The following is an 18,640-nucleotide window of genomic DNA, read 5'->3' on the forward strand; positions in this document are numbered from 1 at the left end:
TGCCCGATCGCCGCACGGTCCGGCGTCACCGGCGACAGTTGCTCAGGCGACCGCCGGCCACGGCCGTCCGGCCGGGATCGTGTCGGCGGCCAGGCCGGTGACCGGATCGGCCACCGCGTCGACATGACCGCGCAGTGACGGGTCGATCCAGTCGTCACCGGCCAGCACATAACGCGGCTGGGCCGTGATGCGCTCGGCCAGAACGTATCCCGACTCGGCGGTGATCTCGGCCAGGGTGTCCAGGTTGGGCCACGGCCGTTCGGGGTTCACGTGGTCGGGGGTGAGTGGCGAGACACCGCCCCAGTCGTCGATGCCCGATGCGATGAGCGCCGCACACTCCGCACGGGACACCAGGTTCGGCGGTGCCTGCACGCGCATGTCGGCGCCGAGCACCACTCGTGCGACCGCCACCGCGGCGAGGAATTCCGACATCTCGGCATCTGGGGTCGACCGCATCGCGGTGTCCGGCTTCGCGCGGAAGTTCTGGATGATCACCTCTTGGATGTGATCGTGTTCGCGCGCGATGTCGGCGATCGCGACGATGGATTCGGCTCGCTCGGTGAGGCTCTCACCGATGCCGACCAGTATGCCGGTGGTGAACGGTACCTTCTCGGCGCCCGCGTCACGGAGCACCTGCAACCGCACCAGCGGATCCTTGTCGGGACTCCCGTAGTGCGGCTGCCCCTTCTCGGTGAACAGTCGGCGAGAGGTCGTCTCGAGCATCATGCCCATCGACGGCGCCACCGGACGAAGGCGGTGGATCTCCTCCGCACTCATGACGCCGGGATTGAGGTGCGGCAGCAGCCCGGTCTCGGTCAGCACCGCCACGGCGGCCGCCCGCACGTAGTCCAGTGTCGACGAGTAGCCACGTTCGGACAACCACTCACCGGCCTGCGACCAGCGGTCCTCCGGGCGGTCGCCCAGGGTGAACAGCGCTTCCTTGCAACCGAGTCGGGCGCCCTCGCGCGCCAGACGGACCACCTCGTCGATCTCGAGGTACATGCCCTGGCCGGCGCGGGTCAGCTTGCCGGGCACGGTGACGAAGGTGCAGTAGTGGCAGCGGTCCCGGCACAACCGGGTCAACGGGATGAAGACCTTGCGCGAGTACGTGATCTGCCGGTCGCGCCCGATCGCGATCAGTCCTTCGTCGCGTAGCCGACCGGCGATGCCCTGGAGTTCGACGAGTTGTTCGCCGGACGCGGCCAGCAGCGCGGTCGCGACCTCGACGCCGATCCGGCCACCGCCGTGGGCGGCATCCAGTGCACCCCTGATACGTCCGGGGTCGATATCCGTGTCGCTCATCGATGCTCCTCCGATCGTCGGATCTGCCTGATGTGCCGTGGCTCCACCGATCTCCCGTGGCCGCCGCCGGTCGCTCGCGGCGCACCGGCGAGTACGGGGGTGGTCGCGTGGTGGGCCGATCCCGGTCGATCGGCACCCACGGTCGTCACCCGATACGGACCTGGGTCGAACACTCCGTTGCGTTCTCGGAACGAGACCGCGGTGCCCGGCCACAACAGGGTCAGCCGACCACTGCGGGGATCGACATACCAACTGCCGCAACCGGTCATCCACACCGTGGATGCGCTGCGTTCGTCGATCTCCCTGGTGTACTCCACCTCCGCCGACGCCGAGACCTCCAGCGAACTCTCGGCGTCGCGCGACAGGAAATCGACTGCGCCGAGCACGTAGTCGAGTTGGGTCTCGATCATGTAGATGGCCGAATTGTGGCCCAGCGCGGCATTCGGTCCGTCGAGCACGAACATGTTGGGGAACCCGCTGACCGAGGTCGACGCGTACGACACCATCCCGTCTGCCCAGTGGTCGGCGAGCAGCAGCCCGTCACATCCTCGGATCCGACCTGCGGCCGGCGGCCGACTGGCCTCGAATCCGGTTGCCATCACCAGGATGTCGAGATCGTAGGTGTTGCCGCTCTGCGCCCTTGCCTTGCTCTCGACCACGCTGTCGAGCGCGCTCGCCTCGAAGACGACGTCGGATCGCAGCAGCGTCGGATAGAAGTCGTCACTGAGCAGGATGCGCTTGCAGCCGATCTCGTAGTCGGGGGTGAGGATCTCCCGCAGCCGCGCATCGGGCACCTGGGCCGCGAGATGTCCGAGCGCGCGGTCGCGGATCTCGTCGATCTCGGGGTGCAACCCCAGTCGTTGCCGAAAGGCCTTGTCCGCGTCCGTGAGCAGTCGCTCTCGCAAAGCCGATGCTGCGGTGGGGTCCCGGAGCTCGTCACGCTCGTCCTCGGTGTAGACGCGGTCGTTGCGAGGTACGACGTAGGGAGCGGTCCGGCTGAACACCACCAGTTCCTCGGCGTCCGCGGCCAGGTGCGGGATCAGCTGGATCGCCGACGCCCCGGTGCCCACCACCCCGATCCGAGCTCCTGCCACGGCGACATCCGGACGCCACTGCGCGGTGTGGACGATCTCGCCGGTGAAGGAGTCCAATCCCTCGACCTCGGGCATCCGCGGCTCCGACAAGCGGCCGACCGCCATCACGAAGACACGTGCCCGGACGAGCCCGGTGCCGGTGACGAGGTACCACCGGCCGGTGTCGGCGTCCCAGTGCGCATCGAGCAGCTCGCACCGCAGCCGAATGTGCGGGTTCAGGCCTTCGTCATCGACGGTGCGCTGGAGATAGTCCCGGATGTCGGCGCCGCTGGGGAACACCGACCCCCAGTCACCGGCGGGCCGGAACGAGAACGAGTAGAGATGGGCCGGCACGTCGCAGGCGATGCCGGGATAGACGTTGTCACGCCAGGTCCCCCCGACCGCATCCGCGCGCTCGAGCAGGACGAACGATTCCCGTCCGCGGCGCGCCAGCTGAGTGGCCATGCCGATCCCGGCGAAACCGGCACCGACGATGGCGACATCGACGTCCTGGGCGTCGGGAGCGTCGGCGCGCGAGCTCACGCGCGGACCCGCGGCAACGGCAGGGTTCGATCGGCCGGAGGCGCGGTGTAGGCCGTGGTGCGCTGACGCGGTGTGCGGCCCGCACGATCGGCGATGGCGCCCACCTCGTCGAGATCGAGTTCACGGCCGGCCTCCTGACCGGCATCGGGACGGAGGAGGCCGTCGAGCAGCAGTCCACCGAGGTCGTCGGCCCCACCGCGCAGGAGCATGTCGACCGTGTCGGGTTCGACCTTGGTCCACGCGACCTGCAGGTGATCGAAGGCGCCGACCGTCATGAGTCGGGCCACGGCGTGTACCGCACGGGTCTCCCGGCGCGAGACCGTCGCTCCAGCGATCCCCGCGACCGGCGGCGGTGCGTTCTGCGGCAGCAGCGGCATCACGATCAACTCACTGAACCCTTTTGTGCTGCGCTGGATCTCGACCAACCGACGGAGGTGTCGGACCTGGTGTACCGGCGTTTCCACATGGCCGTACAACAGCGTGGCGGTCGAGAATAGTCCCGACCGGTGGGCGGTGGTGATCACCTCGACCCAGTCGTCCACCGGTGGCGCCATCCCACCGGACAGCGCCGAGCGCACCTCGTCGTCGAGGACCTGGGCGGCCGTGCCCGGGACCGAACCGAGCCCCGCGTCGCGCGCTTCGGTCAGGAAGTCGGCGACGGTGATGCCGCGGCGTGCGGCGGCATCGACGATCTCGGGCGGCCGGAAGGCGTGCAGGTGCAGGCCGGGGGCGGCGCCGTGGATGCGTCGGATGAGGTCGAGGTAGCCGTCGGCATCGGCCTCGACGGGTAGCGGACCCTGGATGCAGATCTCGGTCGCACCGAGATGCCAGGCCTCACGCGCGAGGTCCTCGACCGTCGGAGACGTCGCATCGACCACCGACGCGGTCTCCATGTTGCGATTGACGACGAAGGTCAACGCCTCGGGATCCGACACCGACCGGCGACGCGCTGCATCGGCGAGGGCTGCGAGTTCCTCGAGTTCGTCGCCGTCGGCGCCCAGCAGCGCGACCCATTCGTCGTCGGTGAGAGCCGAGGGGTCGACAGCAACGCGGCGCAGGGCCGCCCGAACGTCTGCGACCGGGGCGAGGTCGTCCCGGGCCCACTCCCGCAGGACCATCCCCTCACTCTAATCACCGACTCGACAGATCCTCGTCCGGCCCGGTGGGACACATGCTGACCTGCTCGGATTCTCTCGCAGGATGAATCGTCGAGTCGCGCGGTGGCCAGGTCCTCCGTCAGGCGGGGCGGTCGCGCCGCGGACTCGGCAACCGTCCCGACCACGACAGCGCCACCGGTACCCCGACACCGATCACCAAGAGCAGGACCGTCGGCAGGAAAGTGGTGCCCTGCGGGACGAGTGCCAGGTCGCCGCCTGGTCCCGGCATCGCACCGATGGTCAGGGCGAGCAACCACGCCACGAGTGGGGCGTACCGCAGTCCGGAGTCGGTGAACCCGGCCGCCAGCCACAGCAGCGAGGCGTTGAGCACTCCGGCGACGACGGCTGCGACCGGCCACGCGACGCCGCCGAACCGCTGGTATACGAAGGCCACCGACAGGATGCCGATGACGAGGCCGTCGACGGTCAACACCGCGAGGAGGATCTTGTCGACGAGACGCATCAGACGACCCCCGCGAACAGGTCGGTCTCCCGACTGCCGTCGGCAGGGCGGGTGCCGCCGACCAGGATGAAGTGTTCGTGGTCGGTGATCGGTTGCAGGATGTCGTTGGACAGGGCGAACTCGGTCCCCGAGGGAGCGACCGTCACCTGGGTGGCATGCGCCCGCAGCGCCTCGACCTTGCGCTCGTACACCTCGCGGATGTCGATCTCGGTGGTGATCTCGTCGTCGCGATAGCTCGGCAGGTCGTCGGGGGCGGGGAACCGCCACCCGGCGGGCACGCGATCGGCGGCTGCGGCAAGTCCCGCCCGCAGAGCCGACTGCTCGGTGACCGAGTGATAGAGCTTAATCGCCCGGCCGAGCCGGGCCTCGGCGATCGGCACGGCTTTCTCGGCGACCTCGTGGACCATCTTGTGATCGGGGTGCCCGTAGGTGCCCGCGGCGTCGTAACCGATGACGACTTGCGGTGCGATCTCGGCCAGGATCGACACGAGTGCGTCGACGGGATCGGCCTCCGGCGCGTTGACCAGCGCCCGGGGATGGTCGGCGGCGGGCGATCCGGCCATACCCGAGTCGCGCCATCGTCCGGCGCCACCGAGGAACCGCGGTCGCAACGGCAGGCGGTCGGGCGGCGACAGTGCGGCCAAGGCGCGGGTGAGTTCGAGAATCCGATACCCGCCGAGCTGATCCGCGCCACCGTCGGCGATCAGCTGTGCCCACTCATCGCCGATGACCTCGCCCTCTTCACCCAGCGTGAAGGTGACGACGACCACCTCGGTACCGGCCGCGAGCTCGGCCGCGATGACTCCCCCGGTCATGATCGACTCGTCGTCGGGGTGCGCGTGCAGCAGCACCAGACGCCGTGTCCCAGAACCGCTCCCGGCCGATGCGCTCACTCGAGTTCCCAGGACACGGCGTTGCCGAAGATCGCCACCTGGATGGGACCCGACAGCGGGACGTTGCGGACCTTCTGGGTGACGCCGACGAGCATCGAGTCCTGGTAGATCGGCAGGTACACCGACTGGGCGCTGAACAGCGGCTCGGCCTCGGTGAGGGTGCCGGTGGGGTCGGATTCGGTGAGCGCTCGACGCGCGAGGTCGATCAGGGTCGGATCGCACAGACCGGAGATGTTGCTGGCGTACGAGTCGTCGTCACCGCTGCTCGGCTGCCCCGGCGCGGCGCTGGTGGGCGTCGGCGGTGTGCTGAACGAGGGTGCCGTTCCCGGCTTCGGACGGTCGCAGTCGACCTGCGAGGCCAGTGACGCGGCCGGCGGGACACCCAGCCCCGTCCAACCGACCACCAGGTCGACGCGGGAGTTGGTCAGCGCGACGCCGTACAGCTCGTTGTTGGGCAAAGCCACAACCGCGGCCTTGATGCCTGCGCCCCGGAGTTGGTCGGCGATGTTGGCTGCCGCCGAGGTCGACTTCTGGTCGCCGCTGATCGCGCCCACGCGGACCGTCAGATCCTTGCCGTCCTTGCGGAAGGGGGCGACCCCCGACGGGAGCGGCTTGATCTCGGTGCCGTCGACGGTGGTCGGCTGGCTCGCAGAACTGGGTGCGCCGGAACTGGGAGCCGACGAACGCGGGGCGGATGAGCCGGCACCCGGATCGCGTGACGCCGACGGCTGCCCGCCGGATGCGGACGGCGTCTCGGCGGGTGCGTTCTCCTCGACCCGCTGGTATCCCGCCGACGAGAGCAGGTCGGCGACCTCACCCGGCCCGCGCCTGCGCCGGTCCACCGGGAAGTACCCGGGGTCGGTGGGTGCGAAGACGGGGTTGGCGAAGGGCGTGACGATGTCGTCACCCGCGGATGCGAACGAGACCAGCCCGGAGTCGATCAGCCCGAGTACCGCCTGCCGGACGGCGCGGTCGGACATCGTCGACGTACGGGTGTTGGCACTGACGGCGAGGGCGCGCGAGGTGGGGCTCCGCTGGGTCTCGGTGCCCGGCACCGCACCCAGCTCGGCGGCGATGGCAGGTCCACTGCCCAGCGCGGCGATGGACGAGTCGCCGGAACGGATCGACTCGACCATCTGCGGCGCCGTACCTGCTCGTCGGAGGACCACCTGATCGAGATCGGGTGGCTTCATCCAGTACCGGTCGTTGCGGACCAGACGGACCTCGTCGCGGGTCGGGTCGATGCCGACGACCGCGTAGGGTCCGGCCGACACCGGCTTGCCGCTGTCCATACCGGTCTGGAACCCGGCGGGCGCGCCACGCAGCACGTGGCTGGGCAGCAGACCGGTGAACAGTTCACGCCACGCCGGATACGGCGACGCGAAACGCACCTCGACGGTCTTGCCGCCACCGCTGGACTGCACGCCGTCGATGAGTCTGTACCCGGCGGGCGCCACCACGTTCGGCTGTCGCGACATCTGCTGCCAGAGATAGACGAAGTCGTCGCCGGTGACCGGGAGCCCGTCGGACCACTGCGCGTCGTTGTGGATCCGATAGGTGACCGTGAACGGGCTCTGTGAGGTCACCTCCGCCGAGGTCAGCAGTGCGTCCTGCTTGCGCCACTGCACACCGGTCGGTGTCGCGATCGGATCGAAGGCGCTGGGCAGCGTCATCGCTGCGATGGCGGTGGTGACCGGACTCTGATCGGCGGCGATGTGCGGGTTGAACCCGCTGCCGATCGAGTTGGTGGCCACGTAGACCGTCTTCTCGGTCGGATACTCGGTCGGGGTCGCGGGCGGCGCCGACTCCTGCACTGGCGGAGGCGGATCCGACATGCAGCCGGCCAGCACGAGCAGCGCGACCGTGCACACGACCGGCAGGAGACCACGTCGGCTCGTCGAGGCTGCCCTCGACATCGAGCGCCTACGACTCACCGACACCCCCATCGCGTCGTCCGATCCAACGCCAGCGGCGTCAGGCATTGCTACCGATCTACCCGACCGCCTGGTCGCGCGACTTGGCGCGCGAGCGCTCACGGGCGCGGGTCGATGCATCGAGATGCACCTTACGCACACGGACCACCTCGGGGGTGACCTCGACGCACTCGTCGCCGGAGCAGAACTCCATCGCACCTTCGAGGTCGAGCTGCATCGGCTTGGCCAGCGTCTCCATGACATCGGCCGAGGACTGACGCATGTTGGTCAGCTTCTTCTCGCGGGTCACGTTGATGTCGAGGTCCTCGGCACGCGGGTTGATGCCGACGACCATGCCCTCGTAGGTGTCGGCGCCGGGCTCCACGAAGAAGGTGCCGCGGTCGGCGAGCTGGATCATCGCGAACGGGGTGACCGTACCGGTCCGGTCGCTGACCAACGAGCCGGTGTGGCGGGCACGGATCTCACCCGCCCAGGAGTCGTACCCGTCGAACACGGCGTTGGCGATGCCGGTGCCGCGGGTCTCGGTGAGGAAGTCGGTGCGGAACCCGATCAGGCCGCGCGAGGGCACGATGAACTCCATCCGGACCCAACCGGTGCCGTGGTTGTTCATCTGTTCCATGCGTCCCTTGCGGGCGGCCAACAGCTGCGTGACCGCGCCGAGGTACTCCTCGGGGACGTCGACGGTCAGATGCTCGAACGGCTCCTGGACCTTGCCGTCGACCTTGCGGGTGACCACCTGCGGCTTGCCGACGGTCAGCTCGAAGCCCTCACGACGCATCTGCTCGACGAGGATGGCCAGCGCGAGCTCGCCTCGGCCCTGGACCTCCCAGGCGTCGGGGCGGCCGATGTCGAGGACACGGAGCGACACGTTGCCGATGAGTTCGGAGTCCAGGCGCGACTTCACCATGCGGGCGGTGAGCTTGTGCCCCGACACCCGGCCGGCCAGCGGCGAGCTGTTGGTGCCCACGGTGACCGAGATGGCCGGCTCGTCGACGGTGATACGCGGCAGCGGCACCGGGTTCTCGAGGTCGGCGAGGGTGTCGCCGATCATGATCTCGGGCATACCCGCGACGGCCACGATGTCGCCGGCCTGCGCGGACTCGGCGGGTGCGCGGTCGACGCCGACGGTGGCGAGCAACTCGGTGATCTTGGCGCGCTCGACAGTCGGCTCACCGTCGACCTCACGGCACCACGAGATCTGCTGCCCCTTGCGGAGGGTGCCGTTGTGGATGCGGACCAGCGCCAGGCGGCCGAGGAAGGCGGAGGCGTCGAGGTTGGTGACGTGCGCCTGCAGCGGGGCCTCGGCGTCGCCCTTGGGTGCCGGGACGTGCTGGAGCAGGACGTCGAAGAAGGGGTCGAGGTTCTCGCCCGCGGGCACCTCGCCGTCGGCGGGCTGCTCGGTGCTGGCGATACCCGCGCGACCCGATGCGTAGAGGACCGGCAGGTCCAGCGCCAGCTCGGCGGCCTGTGCGGCCTCGTCGTCCAGATCGGAGGCGAGGTCGAGGAGCAGGTCCTGACTCTCGTCGACGACCTCCTGGATGCGGGCGTCGGGACGGTCGGTCTTGTTCACCACCAGGATCACCGGCAGCGACGCGGCCAGCGCCTTGCGGAGCACGAAGCGCGTCTGGGGCAGCGGCCCCTCCGACGCGTCGACCAGCAGCACCACGCCGTCGACCATCGACAGGCCGCGCTCGACCTCACCGCCGAAGTCGGCGTGACCGGGGGTGTCGATGACGTTGATGATCACCTCGGTGCCGTCCGGCTGACGCCGGTGCACCGCGGTGTTCTTCGCGAGGATGGTGATGCCCTTCTCGCGCTCGAGGTCACCGGAGTCCATCACGCGGTCGACGAGCTCGGCGCGCTCGCCGAACACACCGGACTGACGCAGCATGGCGTCGACCAGGGTGGTCTTGCCATGGTCGACGTGCGCCACGATGGCGACGTTGCGGAATTCGGGGGCAGCGCTCACTGAGATCTACTTTCCTGCGGAGGTGGTCGGTGAGTGGACACGTCGGCATGGACGTGTCGGTGGTCGGCGGGCCGCGCCAGGCGTGCACCGACGGTCGGTCAACCCTCATAGGGTATCGGTAGGTGCGCTGAGAGCGGAATCACGCCGTGTGGAGGCCGTCGGCGGGCCTGCTAATCTGCGCCCATGGGCAAGGTGAAACCGGAGAAGGTCGGCGGACTGAAGCCCAAGAAGAAATGTTGTCGGAGTTCGACGCGCTGCGTCCGATGCCCGGTCGTCGTCCACCGGATGCGCAAGCTCGACACCTCGGACATGTCGAAGAAGCAGCTGACCAAAGCGCTGAAGAAGGCCCGCGCGGCCTGATCGTCATGCCGACCGGCGGTCGGCCGGCCGGGACGATCTCCGTCAGGCCCTTCGGGCCAGTTCCTCGATCAGGTCGGACACCCAGACGGCGTCGGCCGGGACGAGTTCTCCCTCGGACGCCATCGCCGACAGCCCGGCACCGTCCACCCAGCGGACCGCGCTGTGCTCGGTCGGCGTCGCGGTCCCCGACACCACGCGGGCGGTCAACGCGATGAGGACCAGGTCGGCGCGCAACGCGACCTCCGGGCCGATCCGTCCACCCACCTCCACGTCGATGCCCAGTTCCTCGGCCAGTTCCCGACGCAGGGCTCGCTCCGGGGTCTCCCCGACCTCGACCTTGCCGCCCGGCAGCTCCCACAACCCGGCGACCTCGGCAGGGTATCGACGCCGCGCGAGGAGCAGTGATCGGTTCTCGAGGTCGATGATCGCCCCGGCGACGACGAGTCGGACCGGGCCGGCGGCGCTCATGGGCCGATCACCGCGACACGTTCCGGGATGGCCGTGACGGCCACCCGGTCCCCGACTGCGACACCCTCGTCGCCGATGGCATCGACACCGTGCACGTCGGGAGCACCGGCATCCGCACCCGACGTTCCGAGACCGACACCGACTACGTCGGGCTCGACGTACACCCGCGGCCCCGACGGCAGCACCGCGACGCGGGCGACCACCCCGACAGAAGATGACCTGTCCCGGGCCGGATCGACACCCTCGTCGGGCACCGCCCCCGCCCGCAGCGACTCCGGGCGGAAACCGAGGTGCACGATCCCATCCGCGCGGCCGGTCACGATCTCGCCGAACGAGGTCGGCGCGACCCCGCCGACCGATTCCGCGGCGATCACCGTCGTGCAGCCGAGGAATCGGGCGGTCCACTCATCGACCGGATTGCGCCACAACATCATCGGGGCCGCCGACTGGACGATGGCCCCGTCGCGCATGACCGATACGTCGTCGGCCATCACCGCGGCCTCGGTGTGGTCGTGGGTGACCAGGATCGTCGGTGTCCCCGACTCCCGCACGATGTGCGCGATGTCGGCGGCGAGTCGATCACGCAGGCGGCGGTCGAGTGCGGCGAGTGGCTCGTCGAGCAGCAGCAGTCGGGGCCGGGGCGCGAGCGCGCGGGCCAACGCGACCCGCTGTGCCTGACCACCCGACAACTCGTCGGCCGGTCGATCCGCGAGGTCGGGCAGCGAGACGAGTTCCAACACCTCGGCGACGCGGTCGCGGATCGCCGACCGGGACCATCCGCGCATCCGCAGCCCGTACCCGACGTTCGCGGCGACCGTCCTGCCTGGAAAGAGCTGACCGTCCTGGAAGACCACCCCGAAATCGCGTCGATGCGTCGGCAGGTCCGCGAGGTCGCGACCACCGAATGTGATCCGCCCGGCGGATGGCTTCTCGAGTCCGGCGATGGCTCGCAGCAGGGTCGACTTCCCGCATCCCGACGGTCCGAGCAGCGCGGTCACGGCCGTTGCGGCGCCGTCGATCCCGGCTCCCGGACGCCAGTCGAGCCCGTCGATCACCACATCCTCGCCGTATGCGACACGAACTCCCTCGACGACCAGCATCCCGCTCTCTCCCACCTAGATCAGCCCGCCCGATCGTGGCCGGAAGATCTCCACGACGGCGATCGCCAGCGCGGTCGCGATCACGAGCAGGGTCGAGGCGGCCATCGCGGTGGCCAGGTTGTCGGCTCCGGGCCGGTTCAGCGCGGAGCCGATGAGCACGGGCAGGGTCGTGGTGTCCGCCCGCGCCAGAAAGCTGGTCGCACCGAACTCACCGAGAGCCATGACGAAGGCGAATCCGCCTGCCGCGGTCAGTGACCGGCCGATCAGCGGAAGGTCGACGGTCATGAAGACCCGCCGCGGTGACGCACCGAGCGCGGCCGCCGCGTCACGGAGTCGCGGCGACACCGACCGCAGGGCCGGCACCAGTATCCGGACGACGACGGGTATCGCGATCAACGCCTGCACACATGGGATGACCAGGGGCGATGCGGCAACGTCGGTGGGCATGGTGGCCAGCAGCAGCAGATAGCCGAAACCCAGTGTCACCGCGCTGATCCCGAGCGGGACCATGGCGACGACGTCACCGACCGCCCCGGCTGCACCCCGGGCCCGGTGCAATCCGACGGCGGCCGGCACACCGATCAGCAACGCGATCGCCATCGCTGCGGCAGCAGTGCCCACCGAGTAACCGAGCGTCTCGAGCGGCGACACCCCGTTGACCGAGGTACCGAGCGACCGGTAGCCGTCCAGGGTCCACGCACCGCCGACGCGTGGACGGACCGACCGCACCACCAAGACCGCGATCGGGCCGACCAGCACGACGGCGATCCAGGCGACGGCACCGGCGACCGGCATCCATCCCCACCCGCGTGGACGGCGACGTGCGCCGAGCCGGCCAGGGGTGCGATCGGCGACCGGGTCTCCGAAGAACCGGGTGAGCACCAGTGCAGCGATGACAACCACGATCTGCAGCATGGACAGCGCGACCGCCTCCGGGATGCGGAAGTAGCCGATCGCCTGTGTGTAGATCTCGGTCTCGAGGGTGCGTACGACGCCGTTGCCGAGGATCACGACCACACCGAAACTGGTGGAGCAGAAAAGGAACACGAGCGCGGACGCCGCACCGACCGCCGGAAGCAGGCGCGGTGCGACGACCCCGGCGAACGCCCGGAAGCGGGATGCGCCGAGCGTGCGTGCCGCTTCTTCGACACGCGGGTCGAGCGACCGCCAGGCCGCCGAGACGACGCGGACGACGACTGCGACATTGAGGAAGACGTGCGCCGCGACGATCGCCCACAGTCCCGAACCGATCCCGGTGAACCCGAGCGGACCGTCGAGCAGGGCACGGAATGCGATGCCGACCACCACGGTCGGCAACACGAAAGGGACGGTCACGAGGACGAGGAGGATGCCTGCCCCCGGGAACTCGACACGCGCGACGACCCAGACGATGGGGATCGCCACCACGACCGCGGCGACCGTCGACAGCGCGGCCTGACCGAGGGTCACCCCCAGCAGCGCGACGGCGTTCGTGCGCGAGAGCAGTTCGGCGAGGCCGACGTCGCTGCCGGTGTCGACGGCACGCCGCACCAGCGTGACGAGCGGCCAGCCGAACAGGACCGCGACGAACACCACCGGGACGGCGACCACGGCCCATCGGCCGAGGCGGGTCGCGACTGTCACCTCCCGACGGCCTCGCGCCACTGCTGGAGCCACTGCTCACGATTGGCCGCGATGTAGGTCGGCGGGAGGTTGATCGTCCACCGCGGGACCGGCGCCCTGGCCTGCCAGCCGTCGGGCAGCGGGGTATCGCGCTGCACCGGGTAGACGTACATCGAGTCGGGCAGTTCACGCTGCACCGTCTCGCTCAGCAGGAAGTCGACGAGCTTCCGCGCGCCGTCGAGGTTGCGGGTCCCCCTGAGGATCCCGACGTATTCGACCTGCCGGAAGCAGCTGTCGAGGATCGCGCTGGTTCCCGGTGTCGCGGCAGGCGACGACGCGTACGAGACCACGATCGGTTTCGCGCCCTTGCCCTCTCCGGCGCTGAACAGTTGGTTGTAAGCGATCTCCCACCCGGACACGATCGACGCGCCGTTGGCGGTGACCTTGCTCCAGTAGTCCCGCCAGCCGCGCTGGTCGGTACCGATGGTGGCGAGCAGGAATCCGAGACCCGGCGACGAGGTGGCGGGATCCAGCAACACGGCCTGGTCGCGGTACCGGGGCTCGGTCAGATCGCGGAGGCTCTGCGGCGCGGCGAGCCCGCGGTCGGAGTACCAGGAGTCGTCCACGTTCAGACAGACGTCACCGCGATCGACGGCGGTGAGCTGATCGTCGGAATCCGGGACCGCGTAGTCGGCCGATCCGTTGGCGGCCAACGGAGATCGGTAGCTCTCCAGCGCCTTCGCCTCGATCGGGCGGGAGGCAAAGGTGTTGTCGATGCCGAACACGGCATCGGCCTTCGGTGACCCGGGGGTCAGCGACACGGTCGACGCCAACTGACCGGCGTCACCGGAGCGCACCACCTTGAGGGTGAGGCCGGTTTGCTGACGGAAGGCGTCGAAGACCGAGTCGGGCAGGGTGAACGAGTCGTGGGTCAGCAGGGTGACCTCGGCTCCGGAACTGGTGTCGTCCGAACACGCGGCGAGGACGGTCGCCGCCACCGCGGCGACGGCGGCGATGACCGTGGCACCACGGAGACGGCGTCGGACGCCTCGGTGTCCACGGTCGGCGGTCGGATGGTCCTGCGGATCACGGGATCCTGTCCCGGATGGTCGCGTCGGCATCACCAGATGTCCCCTCGGTCGATCACACGTCGTGGCTTGCCCGCGTCGGTGTGGAGTCGGTCTGTCGGACGGAGTCGTCGATGGAGTCCTCTGCGATCTAACCAGGTGACCACCCGTGCGCTGCGGAGCGGCGGATCATCCGGTAACATCAGTAACAATTGTATCAACAGTCACTTCAGTCACCGTTTCGCGCAGTACGCTCCCTGGACGGCACCTGTTTGCCATGGGTGCTTACAATGATCCGACGCCCCTGCGGGGCGGGTTCTCGACTGCCCGACACGGGTCGGGTTCCACCAACCGGGAGACCGTCTTTTCGAGGTCTCGGGTCCCGCATCGGACGAGCACTTGGGGGCGTCCAGGACACGACAGCGGAGTGTGCGGCGACGACCGGCGCACACCTACGACGATAGGACTGTTGCCAGTGCGTCTCCCCCGGCCGATGAGCCAGCGTGCACGCCGATCTCACCCGTCGACCGATCGTCGCGGACGGCGCGGGATGGTCGTCACGATGACCGCATTCGCCGCCGCAGCGGCGCTCGCGATGCCGACCGCGGCCCACGCCGCACCGCAGCAGATCCCCGCGCACCCGAAGGTCGACAAGCGCACCCTCGATTCGCTGGGCGCCTTCGCGCCGGCGATCATCGGCTCGGTCGCCACCCCCGGCCCGGACGGCAAGGTCAACGCGCAGTTGCTGTCGCAGGCCAAGACCCTCGCTGCCGCGCCGGGGCTGCCGCCCCAGGCCGCGACCGCATGGAAGAAGGTCATCGACTTCCTGGGCGAACCGGGACGCCAGCAGCTCGCCCGCCAGCAGGCCGCCGAGACCAAGCCGGGCGATCCGGAGATCCCGCGGGGCCCCAAGGCTCCCAAGATCCAGGAATTCCTCTACCCGACACTCGGGTTCGGTTGCTTCGCGAACGGTTCGTTCTCGCTGGGCCGCGCGCTCCTCACCGCCGGACCGCAGGATGCGCCCGCACCAGGGCCGAAGCGCGGCGAGGCCGGGTACGTCTACACGAGCCTCGGCACCGGGCCGGCGCTGGACAACCCGGCGCGCAAGCTCTGGGTGAGCTGGCTGAACATCGACACCGGCCGCACGGGCCAGCAGCAGCTCAAGCGCAACCCGAAGATCAACGTCAAGGACGGACCGGGCACGTTCACCGGGATCGCCCGCACTGGCAAGGGTCGCATCATCTCGACCATCTACGGCGACCTGACCACCAAGACCGACAAGCGGGCCATCACCTGCACCATCGCACCGACGATCGGCGTCGCGATCGTCTGACGAGGCGTCCGCACCGCAGTCACCGAGCCCCCGGCATCGAGCTTCGATGCCGGGGGTTTCGTCATGCGCGATCCGTTGTGTGATTCGTTGCGTGCGACACCGGGCGCGAGGGCGCGAGGGCGCCGAGCCGTTTCCGCGCGTCGGTCGTCGATCTACACCCGACCACGCGTCGACCTGGGGTTTCACTCCCATCGGTCGCCTCTTGGTCGCGGCGACGTCACAGGTCGGACTCACGACTTGAGAATCGCGGACCGTTCATGCTCTCTTTTAACTTGAACACCATCTGTCACACCTGCCACACGCTATGCCGTGGGGCAGGTGTCTCGGTTCGAGGAGAGACAATGTCCAGCACTTCCCCGTTCTCACCGACCTCCCGACTCCGTCGCCGTCTGCGCGCCAGCGTCGTCGGCGTGGTCATCGGTGCCGCAGCGGCGTTCGGTCTCCCGGCCACCGCATCCGCCGAACCCGTCGCCCCGACGACGATCACCTGGCCGGCCATCCCCTTCGATTCCGAGCTCGCCGCCGCCGTGCGGATGCTGAAAGCAGCCGGTGTCGACAAGATGGCATTGTCGGCCGCGCAGGCCATCATCGGCAGCGCCGGACAGCTCTCCTCCCAGCAGGTCGCCGCGAAGGTGCCCGGTGTGCCCGTGGCCCAGAGTGATCCGCTCGCCATCCTCAAACTCCTCGGCATCCAGCCGCTTACCCCGTCGGTGGCGCCGTTCTGCCAAGCACCCACGCCGGACAACCCCCTCGGTCTGGTGACCGCCGGAGCCGGCGCGGTCCGTGGGCCATGGCCGCTGGCGAAGGAACCGGCTCTGCCGTTCCCCATCCCCGGGGTCACGCTGCCCAAGCTCAACCTCGTCGACAACGGTGAGACCGCCTACGCGTTCGTCCCCGCCACCACCGCCGGTTCCGGTACCACCGATCCCGGCAGCGTGCGCGTCGCATGGTTCAACACCACCACGCTGCAGGGCGGGTTCGCCGACCTCGCGCCGGTCGCCAAGGGACCTGTCACCGCCGCGCTCCCGCTGCTGTCCAACATCCGTCTCGCTCCGGTCAAGACCGGCAACGGCACGGTGCTGTCGGCGGTCTTCGGCAGCGTGAACAACGGCAACCGGTCCTGCTTCTTCCTCCCCGCGGTCGGCATCGTCAACGCCTGACCTCCATGCCCGATCATGCGTCGTCCCGAACCCGGCGACCCGATCGACCAGGCCACGACCCCCCACCTCACACTCCCCGGTCGAGTCCCGCGACCTCCACGGTGATCCGACGCCCCCTCTGACGAAGACAGGAACCATGACCATCCATCGCCGTGTCCCGCGCCGCCTCCCCAGGCGCCTGTTGGTCGCCGCCGTCGCCTGTGCCGTGGTCGGCGTGGCGCCGCAGGCGACCGCCGTCGCCGCACCCGACGACGCCCAGGGTGGGACGTCGACGACCTCGTCGACCACAGACGGCACGAGCGGCACGACCACGACCGGGACCGCAGGCACCGACACGACCCTGAACGACAACGCGGCTGCCGCGGTCGATCGTCGCGGCCCAGGACAGCGTGCCGGTGCGGTACACGCCAACCGCGACCTCCCCGCTCGCCGGCTCGTGGCAGGCGCGGCCAGCGGAAGCCTCTTCACCTACTGGAGCAGCGCCGCCGACGCCTCACCCCACCTGTCGACCGGAACCCTTTTCGTCCCCAAGGGCACACCACCGGCCGGCGGATGGCCGATCGTCGCGTGGGCGCACGGTTCGCGGGGTCTCGCCGATCGATGCGCACCATCGGTGCGACCGGTCAGCGAGGACACCGACCAGATCCGCGAGTGGCTCTCCCGGAAGTACGCCGTCGTCACGACCGACTACGCCGGCCTCGGAACACCCGGCACCCCGCAGTACTTCGACATCAAGGCAACCGCCAAGAACATCGTCGATGCCGTCCGAGCAGGTCGCGACGTCGGAGACCGGCTGTCCCGCAGCTGGGTTGCCGTCGGCCGGTCCCAAGGCGCCTCGGCAGCAATCGAACTGGCCCGCAGCGCCCCGAGTCTGCAGGGATCGACCCTCGACTTCAAGGGTTCGGCGGTCTCCTCGATCCCGGCGTCGCTGGACACCGTCATGACCAACCTGGGGCCGACGTCGACCGCGCTGCCGGCGGCGATCTCGTCCGACGTGCTCTACACGCTCACCGCGATCCGCAACGCCCGTCCCGACCTCAAGGTCGCCGACCTGCTCACCGACACCGGCAAGAGCTGGCTGGGCAAGGCCGCATCGACCTGCGCCGACGATCTCACCCGACAGGTGGCCGGACTCCGGATCGGCTCGCTCTTCCGCACCCCGATCGCCGAGAACCGCGCCCTGGCCGGCGAACTCGGTTCCGCGTTGGCACTCCCGACCACGGGGTTCACCCGGCCGCTGTTGCTCGCCCAGAGCATCCACGACGACGGTGTCGTGGTCCCGATGACCCTGAAGTACCTCAACGACGCCCAATTGGGTGATCGCAAGGTCACCGCGCGGACCTACCTGACGTTGACCGCCCAGCAGTCGAATGCGCTGGCCGATCAGGAGACCCGGACCTTCGTGTCGAAGTCCCTGGGACGGTGACGAGGTCCACCGCCCGCGATCGCCTGCTCGCGATCGTCGACGGTCCCGGACCGCGGACCGTCGGCGCCGCATATCTGGTCGCGGCGGCGGCAGCCACCGTCACCGGCGCGGTCTCATCGAAGTCGGTCGCCGCGGTGACCAAACCCGTCCCGTTGATCGTCCTCGGCGCCGAGATCGTCCGCGCGAGGGAGCGCCTTGCGCCGGTCGACCTCGCACTCGTCGCGTCGGCCGTCGCCTTCTCGACGGTCGGCGACCGGCTGATGCTGATCGAGGAGTTCACCGAGGAGGGGCCGGAACGAGACCGCGCGCTGAAGCGGGGAGCCGGCGTCTTCGCCGGTGCGCAACTGAGCTATTCGGCGGCGCTGTGGCGTCGCGGTGCCCGCCCCCGTTTCCGTCGGCTCCTCCCCCGGATGGCTCTGCTGGGCGAGTCGGCGACGGTGATGGCGATCCATCGCCCGGCCCTGCTGCCGGTGTTGGGCGCGTACGGCAACACCCTGGCGACGATGTCGGCACTGGCCGCCGACACCGGCGAGGTCGGGCTCCGCCGCGGCGGGTGGGCGTTCCTCGCATCCGACCTCTCGATCCTCAACCGTCGGCACCTGCTGCGCGACCGGCAATCCCGTACGGTCGCCGAGGGCTGGGTGCTCGCAACCTACTTCGCCGCCCAATGGCTGCTGGTCCGCGGCCTGCTGCGGCCGACGTCCCCTCGGTGACACCTGCGACAGACAGCAATCGAGCCGCGACGCGCTGTGCGTCGCGGCTCGATCTGTGTGGGAAGCCCTCCCGGACT

16 protein-coding genes are annotated in these 18,640 nt (G+C 69.5%); 5 read left to right on the forward strand and 11 right to left on the reverse strand.

What is annotated here, in order from left to right; genetic code table 11:
* Window positions 1-42 precede the first annotated feature (42 nt).
* The 7 genes from cofG to typA all read right to left on the reverse strand — a co-directional run bounded on the left by cofG (window position 43) and on the right by typA (window position 9,334).
* Window positions 43-1,302, reverse strand: a complete 1,260-nt coding sequence (cofG, locus tag GS4_RS01200; RefSeq protein WP_007616649.1) for a 7,8-didemethyl-8-hydroxy-5-deazariboflavin synthase CofG — start codon at window positions 1,300-1,302, stop codon at window positions 43-45.
* A complete protein-coding gene (locus GS4_RS01205) occupies window positions 1,299-2,918 on the reverse strand; it encodes a flavin-containing monooxygenase (RefSeq protein WP_007616651.1) in 1,620 nt (539 codons plus the stop codon). Before GS4_RS01205 ends, cofG begins: the two co-directional genes overlap by 4 nt.
* Window positions 2,915-4,036, reverse strand: a complete 1,122-nt coding sequence (locus GS4_RS01210; RefSeq protein ID WP_007616653.1) for a hypothetical protein — start codon at window positions 4,034-4,036, stop codon at window positions 2,915-2,917. Before GS4_RS01210 ends, GS4_RS01205 begins: the two co-directional genes overlap by 4 nt.
* Before the next feature lie 118 nt (window positions 4,037-4,154).
* Complete coding sequence (locus GS4_RS01215) at window positions 4,155-4,538, reverse strand: hypothetical protein (protein ID WP_007616655.1); 384 nt, start codon at window positions 4,536-4,538, stop codon at window positions 4,155-4,157.
* Window positions 4,538-5,431, reverse strand: coding sequence for an N-acetyl-1-D-myo-inositol-2-amino-2-deoxy-alpha-D-glucopyranoside deacetylase (gene mshB / locus GS4_RS01220; RefSeq protein ID WP_040508960.1), 894 nt, complete (start codon window positions 5,429-5,431; stop codon window positions 4,538-4,540). The genes GS4_RS01215 and mshB overlap by 1 nt, the downstream gene beginning before the upstream one ends.
* Window positions 5,428-7,377 carry an ABC transporter family substrate-binding protein gene (locus tag GS4_RS01225; RefSeq protein ID WP_040508962.1) on the reverse strand — a complete coding sequence of 650 codons (1,950 nt, stop codon included), beginning with the start codon at window positions 7,375-7,377 and terminating at the stop codon, window positions 5,428-5,430. The genes mshB and GS4_RS01225 overlap by 4 nt, the downstream gene beginning before the upstream one ends.
* Before the next feature lie 46 nt (window positions 7,378-7,423).
* Complete coding sequence (typA, locus tag GS4_RS01230; RefSeq protein ID WP_007616659.1) at window positions 7,424-9,334, reverse strand: translational GTPase TypA; 1,911 nt, start codon at window positions 9,332-9,334, stop codon at window positions 7,424-7,426.
* Window positions 9,335-9,517: 183 nt separating this feature from the next.
* Between typA and GS4_RS25815 the strand changes: the two genes are divergently transcribed.
* Window positions 9,518-9,694 (forward strand): hypothetical protein, encoded by a 177-nt coding sequence (locus GS4_RS25815; protein ID WP_007616664.1) that lies wholly within the window; start codon window positions 9,518-9,520, stop codon window positions 9,692-9,694.
* 42 nt (window positions 9,695-9,736) lie between these two features.
* On the opposite strand, the gene GS4_RS01235 is transcribed toward GS4_RS25815, so the two are convergent.
* The 4 genes from GS4_RS01235 to GS4_RS01250 are packed head-to-tail and all read right to left on the reverse strand — an operon-like array spanning window position 9,737 to window position 13,985.
* Window positions 9,737-10,162 (reverse strand): (deoxy)nucleoside triphosphate pyrophosphohydrolase, encoded by a 426-nt coding sequence (locus tag GS4_RS01235; RefSeq protein WP_007616666.1) that lies wholly within the window; start codon window positions 10,160-10,162, stop codon window positions 9,737-9,739.
* Window positions 10,159-11,262: an ABC transporter ATP-binding protein gene (locus GS4_RS01240; protein WP_007616668.1), complete on the reverse strand. Its 1,104-nt coding sequence runs from the start codon at window positions 11,260-11,262 to the stop codon at window positions 10,159-10,161. The genes GS4_RS01235 and GS4_RS01240 overlap by 4 nt, the downstream gene beginning before the upstream one ends.
* Before the next feature lie 15 nt (window positions 11,263-11,277).
* Window positions 11,278-12,885, reverse strand: coding sequence for an ABC transporter permease (locus GS4_RS01245; RefSeq protein WP_007616670.1), 1,608 nt, complete (start codon window positions 12,883-12,885; stop codon window positions 11,278-11,280).
* Complete coding sequence (locus GS4_RS01250; protein ID WP_007616673.1) at window positions 12,882-13,985, reverse strand: thiamine ABC transporter substrate-binding protein; 1,104 nt, start codon at window positions 13,983-13,985, stop codon at window positions 12,882-12,884. Before GS4_RS01250 ends, GS4_RS01245 begins: the two co-directional genes overlap by 4 nt.
* A 421-nt stretch (window positions 13,986-14,406) precedes the next feature.
* Between GS4_RS01250 and GS4_RS01255 the strand changes: the two genes are divergently transcribed.
* From GS4_RS01255 to GS4_RS01270, 4 genes are all read left to right on the forward strand, one after another.
* Window positions 14,407-15,264 (forward strand): Rv1157c family protein, encoded by an 858-nt coding sequence (locus GS4_RS01255; protein WP_439644578.1) that lies wholly within the window; start codon window positions 14,407-14,409, stop codon window positions 15,262-15,264.
* A gap of 341 nt (window positions 15,265-15,605) precedes the next feature.
* Window positions 15,606-16,424 carry a hypothetical protein gene (locus GS4_RS01260; RefSeq protein ID WP_007616683.1) on the forward strand — a complete coding sequence of 273 codons (819 nt, stop codon included), beginning with the start codon at window positions 15,606-15,608 and terminating at the stop codon, window positions 16,422-16,424.
* 136 nt (window positions 16,425-16,560) lie between these two features.
* Complete coding sequence (locus GS4_RS01265) at window positions 16,561-17,850, forward strand: lipase family protein (protein ID WP_007616685.1); 1,290 nt, start codon at window positions 16,561-16,563, stop codon at window positions 17,848-17,850.
* Window positions 17,847-18,563: a lysoplasmalogenase family protein gene (locus GS4_RS01270; protein ID WP_007616687.1), complete on the forward strand. Its 717-nt coding sequence runs from the start codon at window positions 17,847-17,849 to the stop codon at window positions 18,561-18,563. Before GS4_RS01265 ends, GS4_RS01270 begins: the two co-directional genes overlap by 4 nt.
* The last annotated feature ends 77 nt before the right edge of the window (window positions 18,564-18,640 follow it).

This window comes from Gordonia soli NBRC 108243 (assembly GCF_000334455.1).
Lineage (GTDB): Bacteria > Actinomycetota > Actinomycetes > Mycobacteriales > Mycobacteriaceae > Gordonia > Gordonia soli.

Bases quoted from the DNA above. Each gene is read 5' to 3' on its own strand.
- cofG (WP_007616649.1), bottom strand. From the start codon at position 1,302: ATGAGCGACACGGATATCGACCCCGGACGTATCAGGGGTGCACTGGAT.
- GS4_RS01210 (WP_007616653.1), bottom strand. From the start codon at position 4,036: ATGGTCCTGCGGGAGTGGGCCCGGGACGACCTCGCCCCGGTCGCAGAC.
- GS4_RS01215 (WP_007616655.1), bottom strand. From the start codon at position 4,538: ATGCGTCTCGTCGACAAGATCCTCCTCGCGGTGTTGACCGTCGACGGC.
- GS4_RS01225 (WP_040508962.1), bottom strand. From the start codon at position 7,377: ATGGGGGTGTCGGTGAGTCGTAGGCGCTCGATGTCGAGGGCAGCCTCG.
- GS4_RS25815 (WP_007616664.1), top strand. From the start codon at position 9,518: ATGGGCAAGGTGAAACCGGAGAAGGTCGGCGGACTGAAGCCCAAGAAG.
- GS4_RS01235 (WP_007616666.1), bottom strand. From the start codon at position 10,162: ATGAGCGCCGCCGGCCCGGTCCGACTCGTCGTCGCCGGGGCGATCATC.
- GS4_RS01240 (WP_007616668.1), bottom strand. From the start codon at position 11,262: ATGCTGGTCGTCGAGGGAGTTCGTGTCGCATACGGCGAGGATGTGGTG.
- GS4_RS01250 (WP_007616673.1), bottom strand. From the start codon at position 13,985: ATGCCGACGCGACCATCCGGGACAGGATCCCGTGATCCGCAGGACCAT.
- GS4_RS01260 (WP_007616683.1), top strand. From the start codon at position 15,606: ATGTCCAGCACTTCCCCGTTCTCACCGACCTCCCGACTCCGTCGCCGT.
- GS4_RS01265 (WP_007616685.1), top strand. From the start codon at position 16,561: ATGACCATCCATCGCCGTGTCCCGCGCCGCCTCCCCAGGCGCCTGTTG.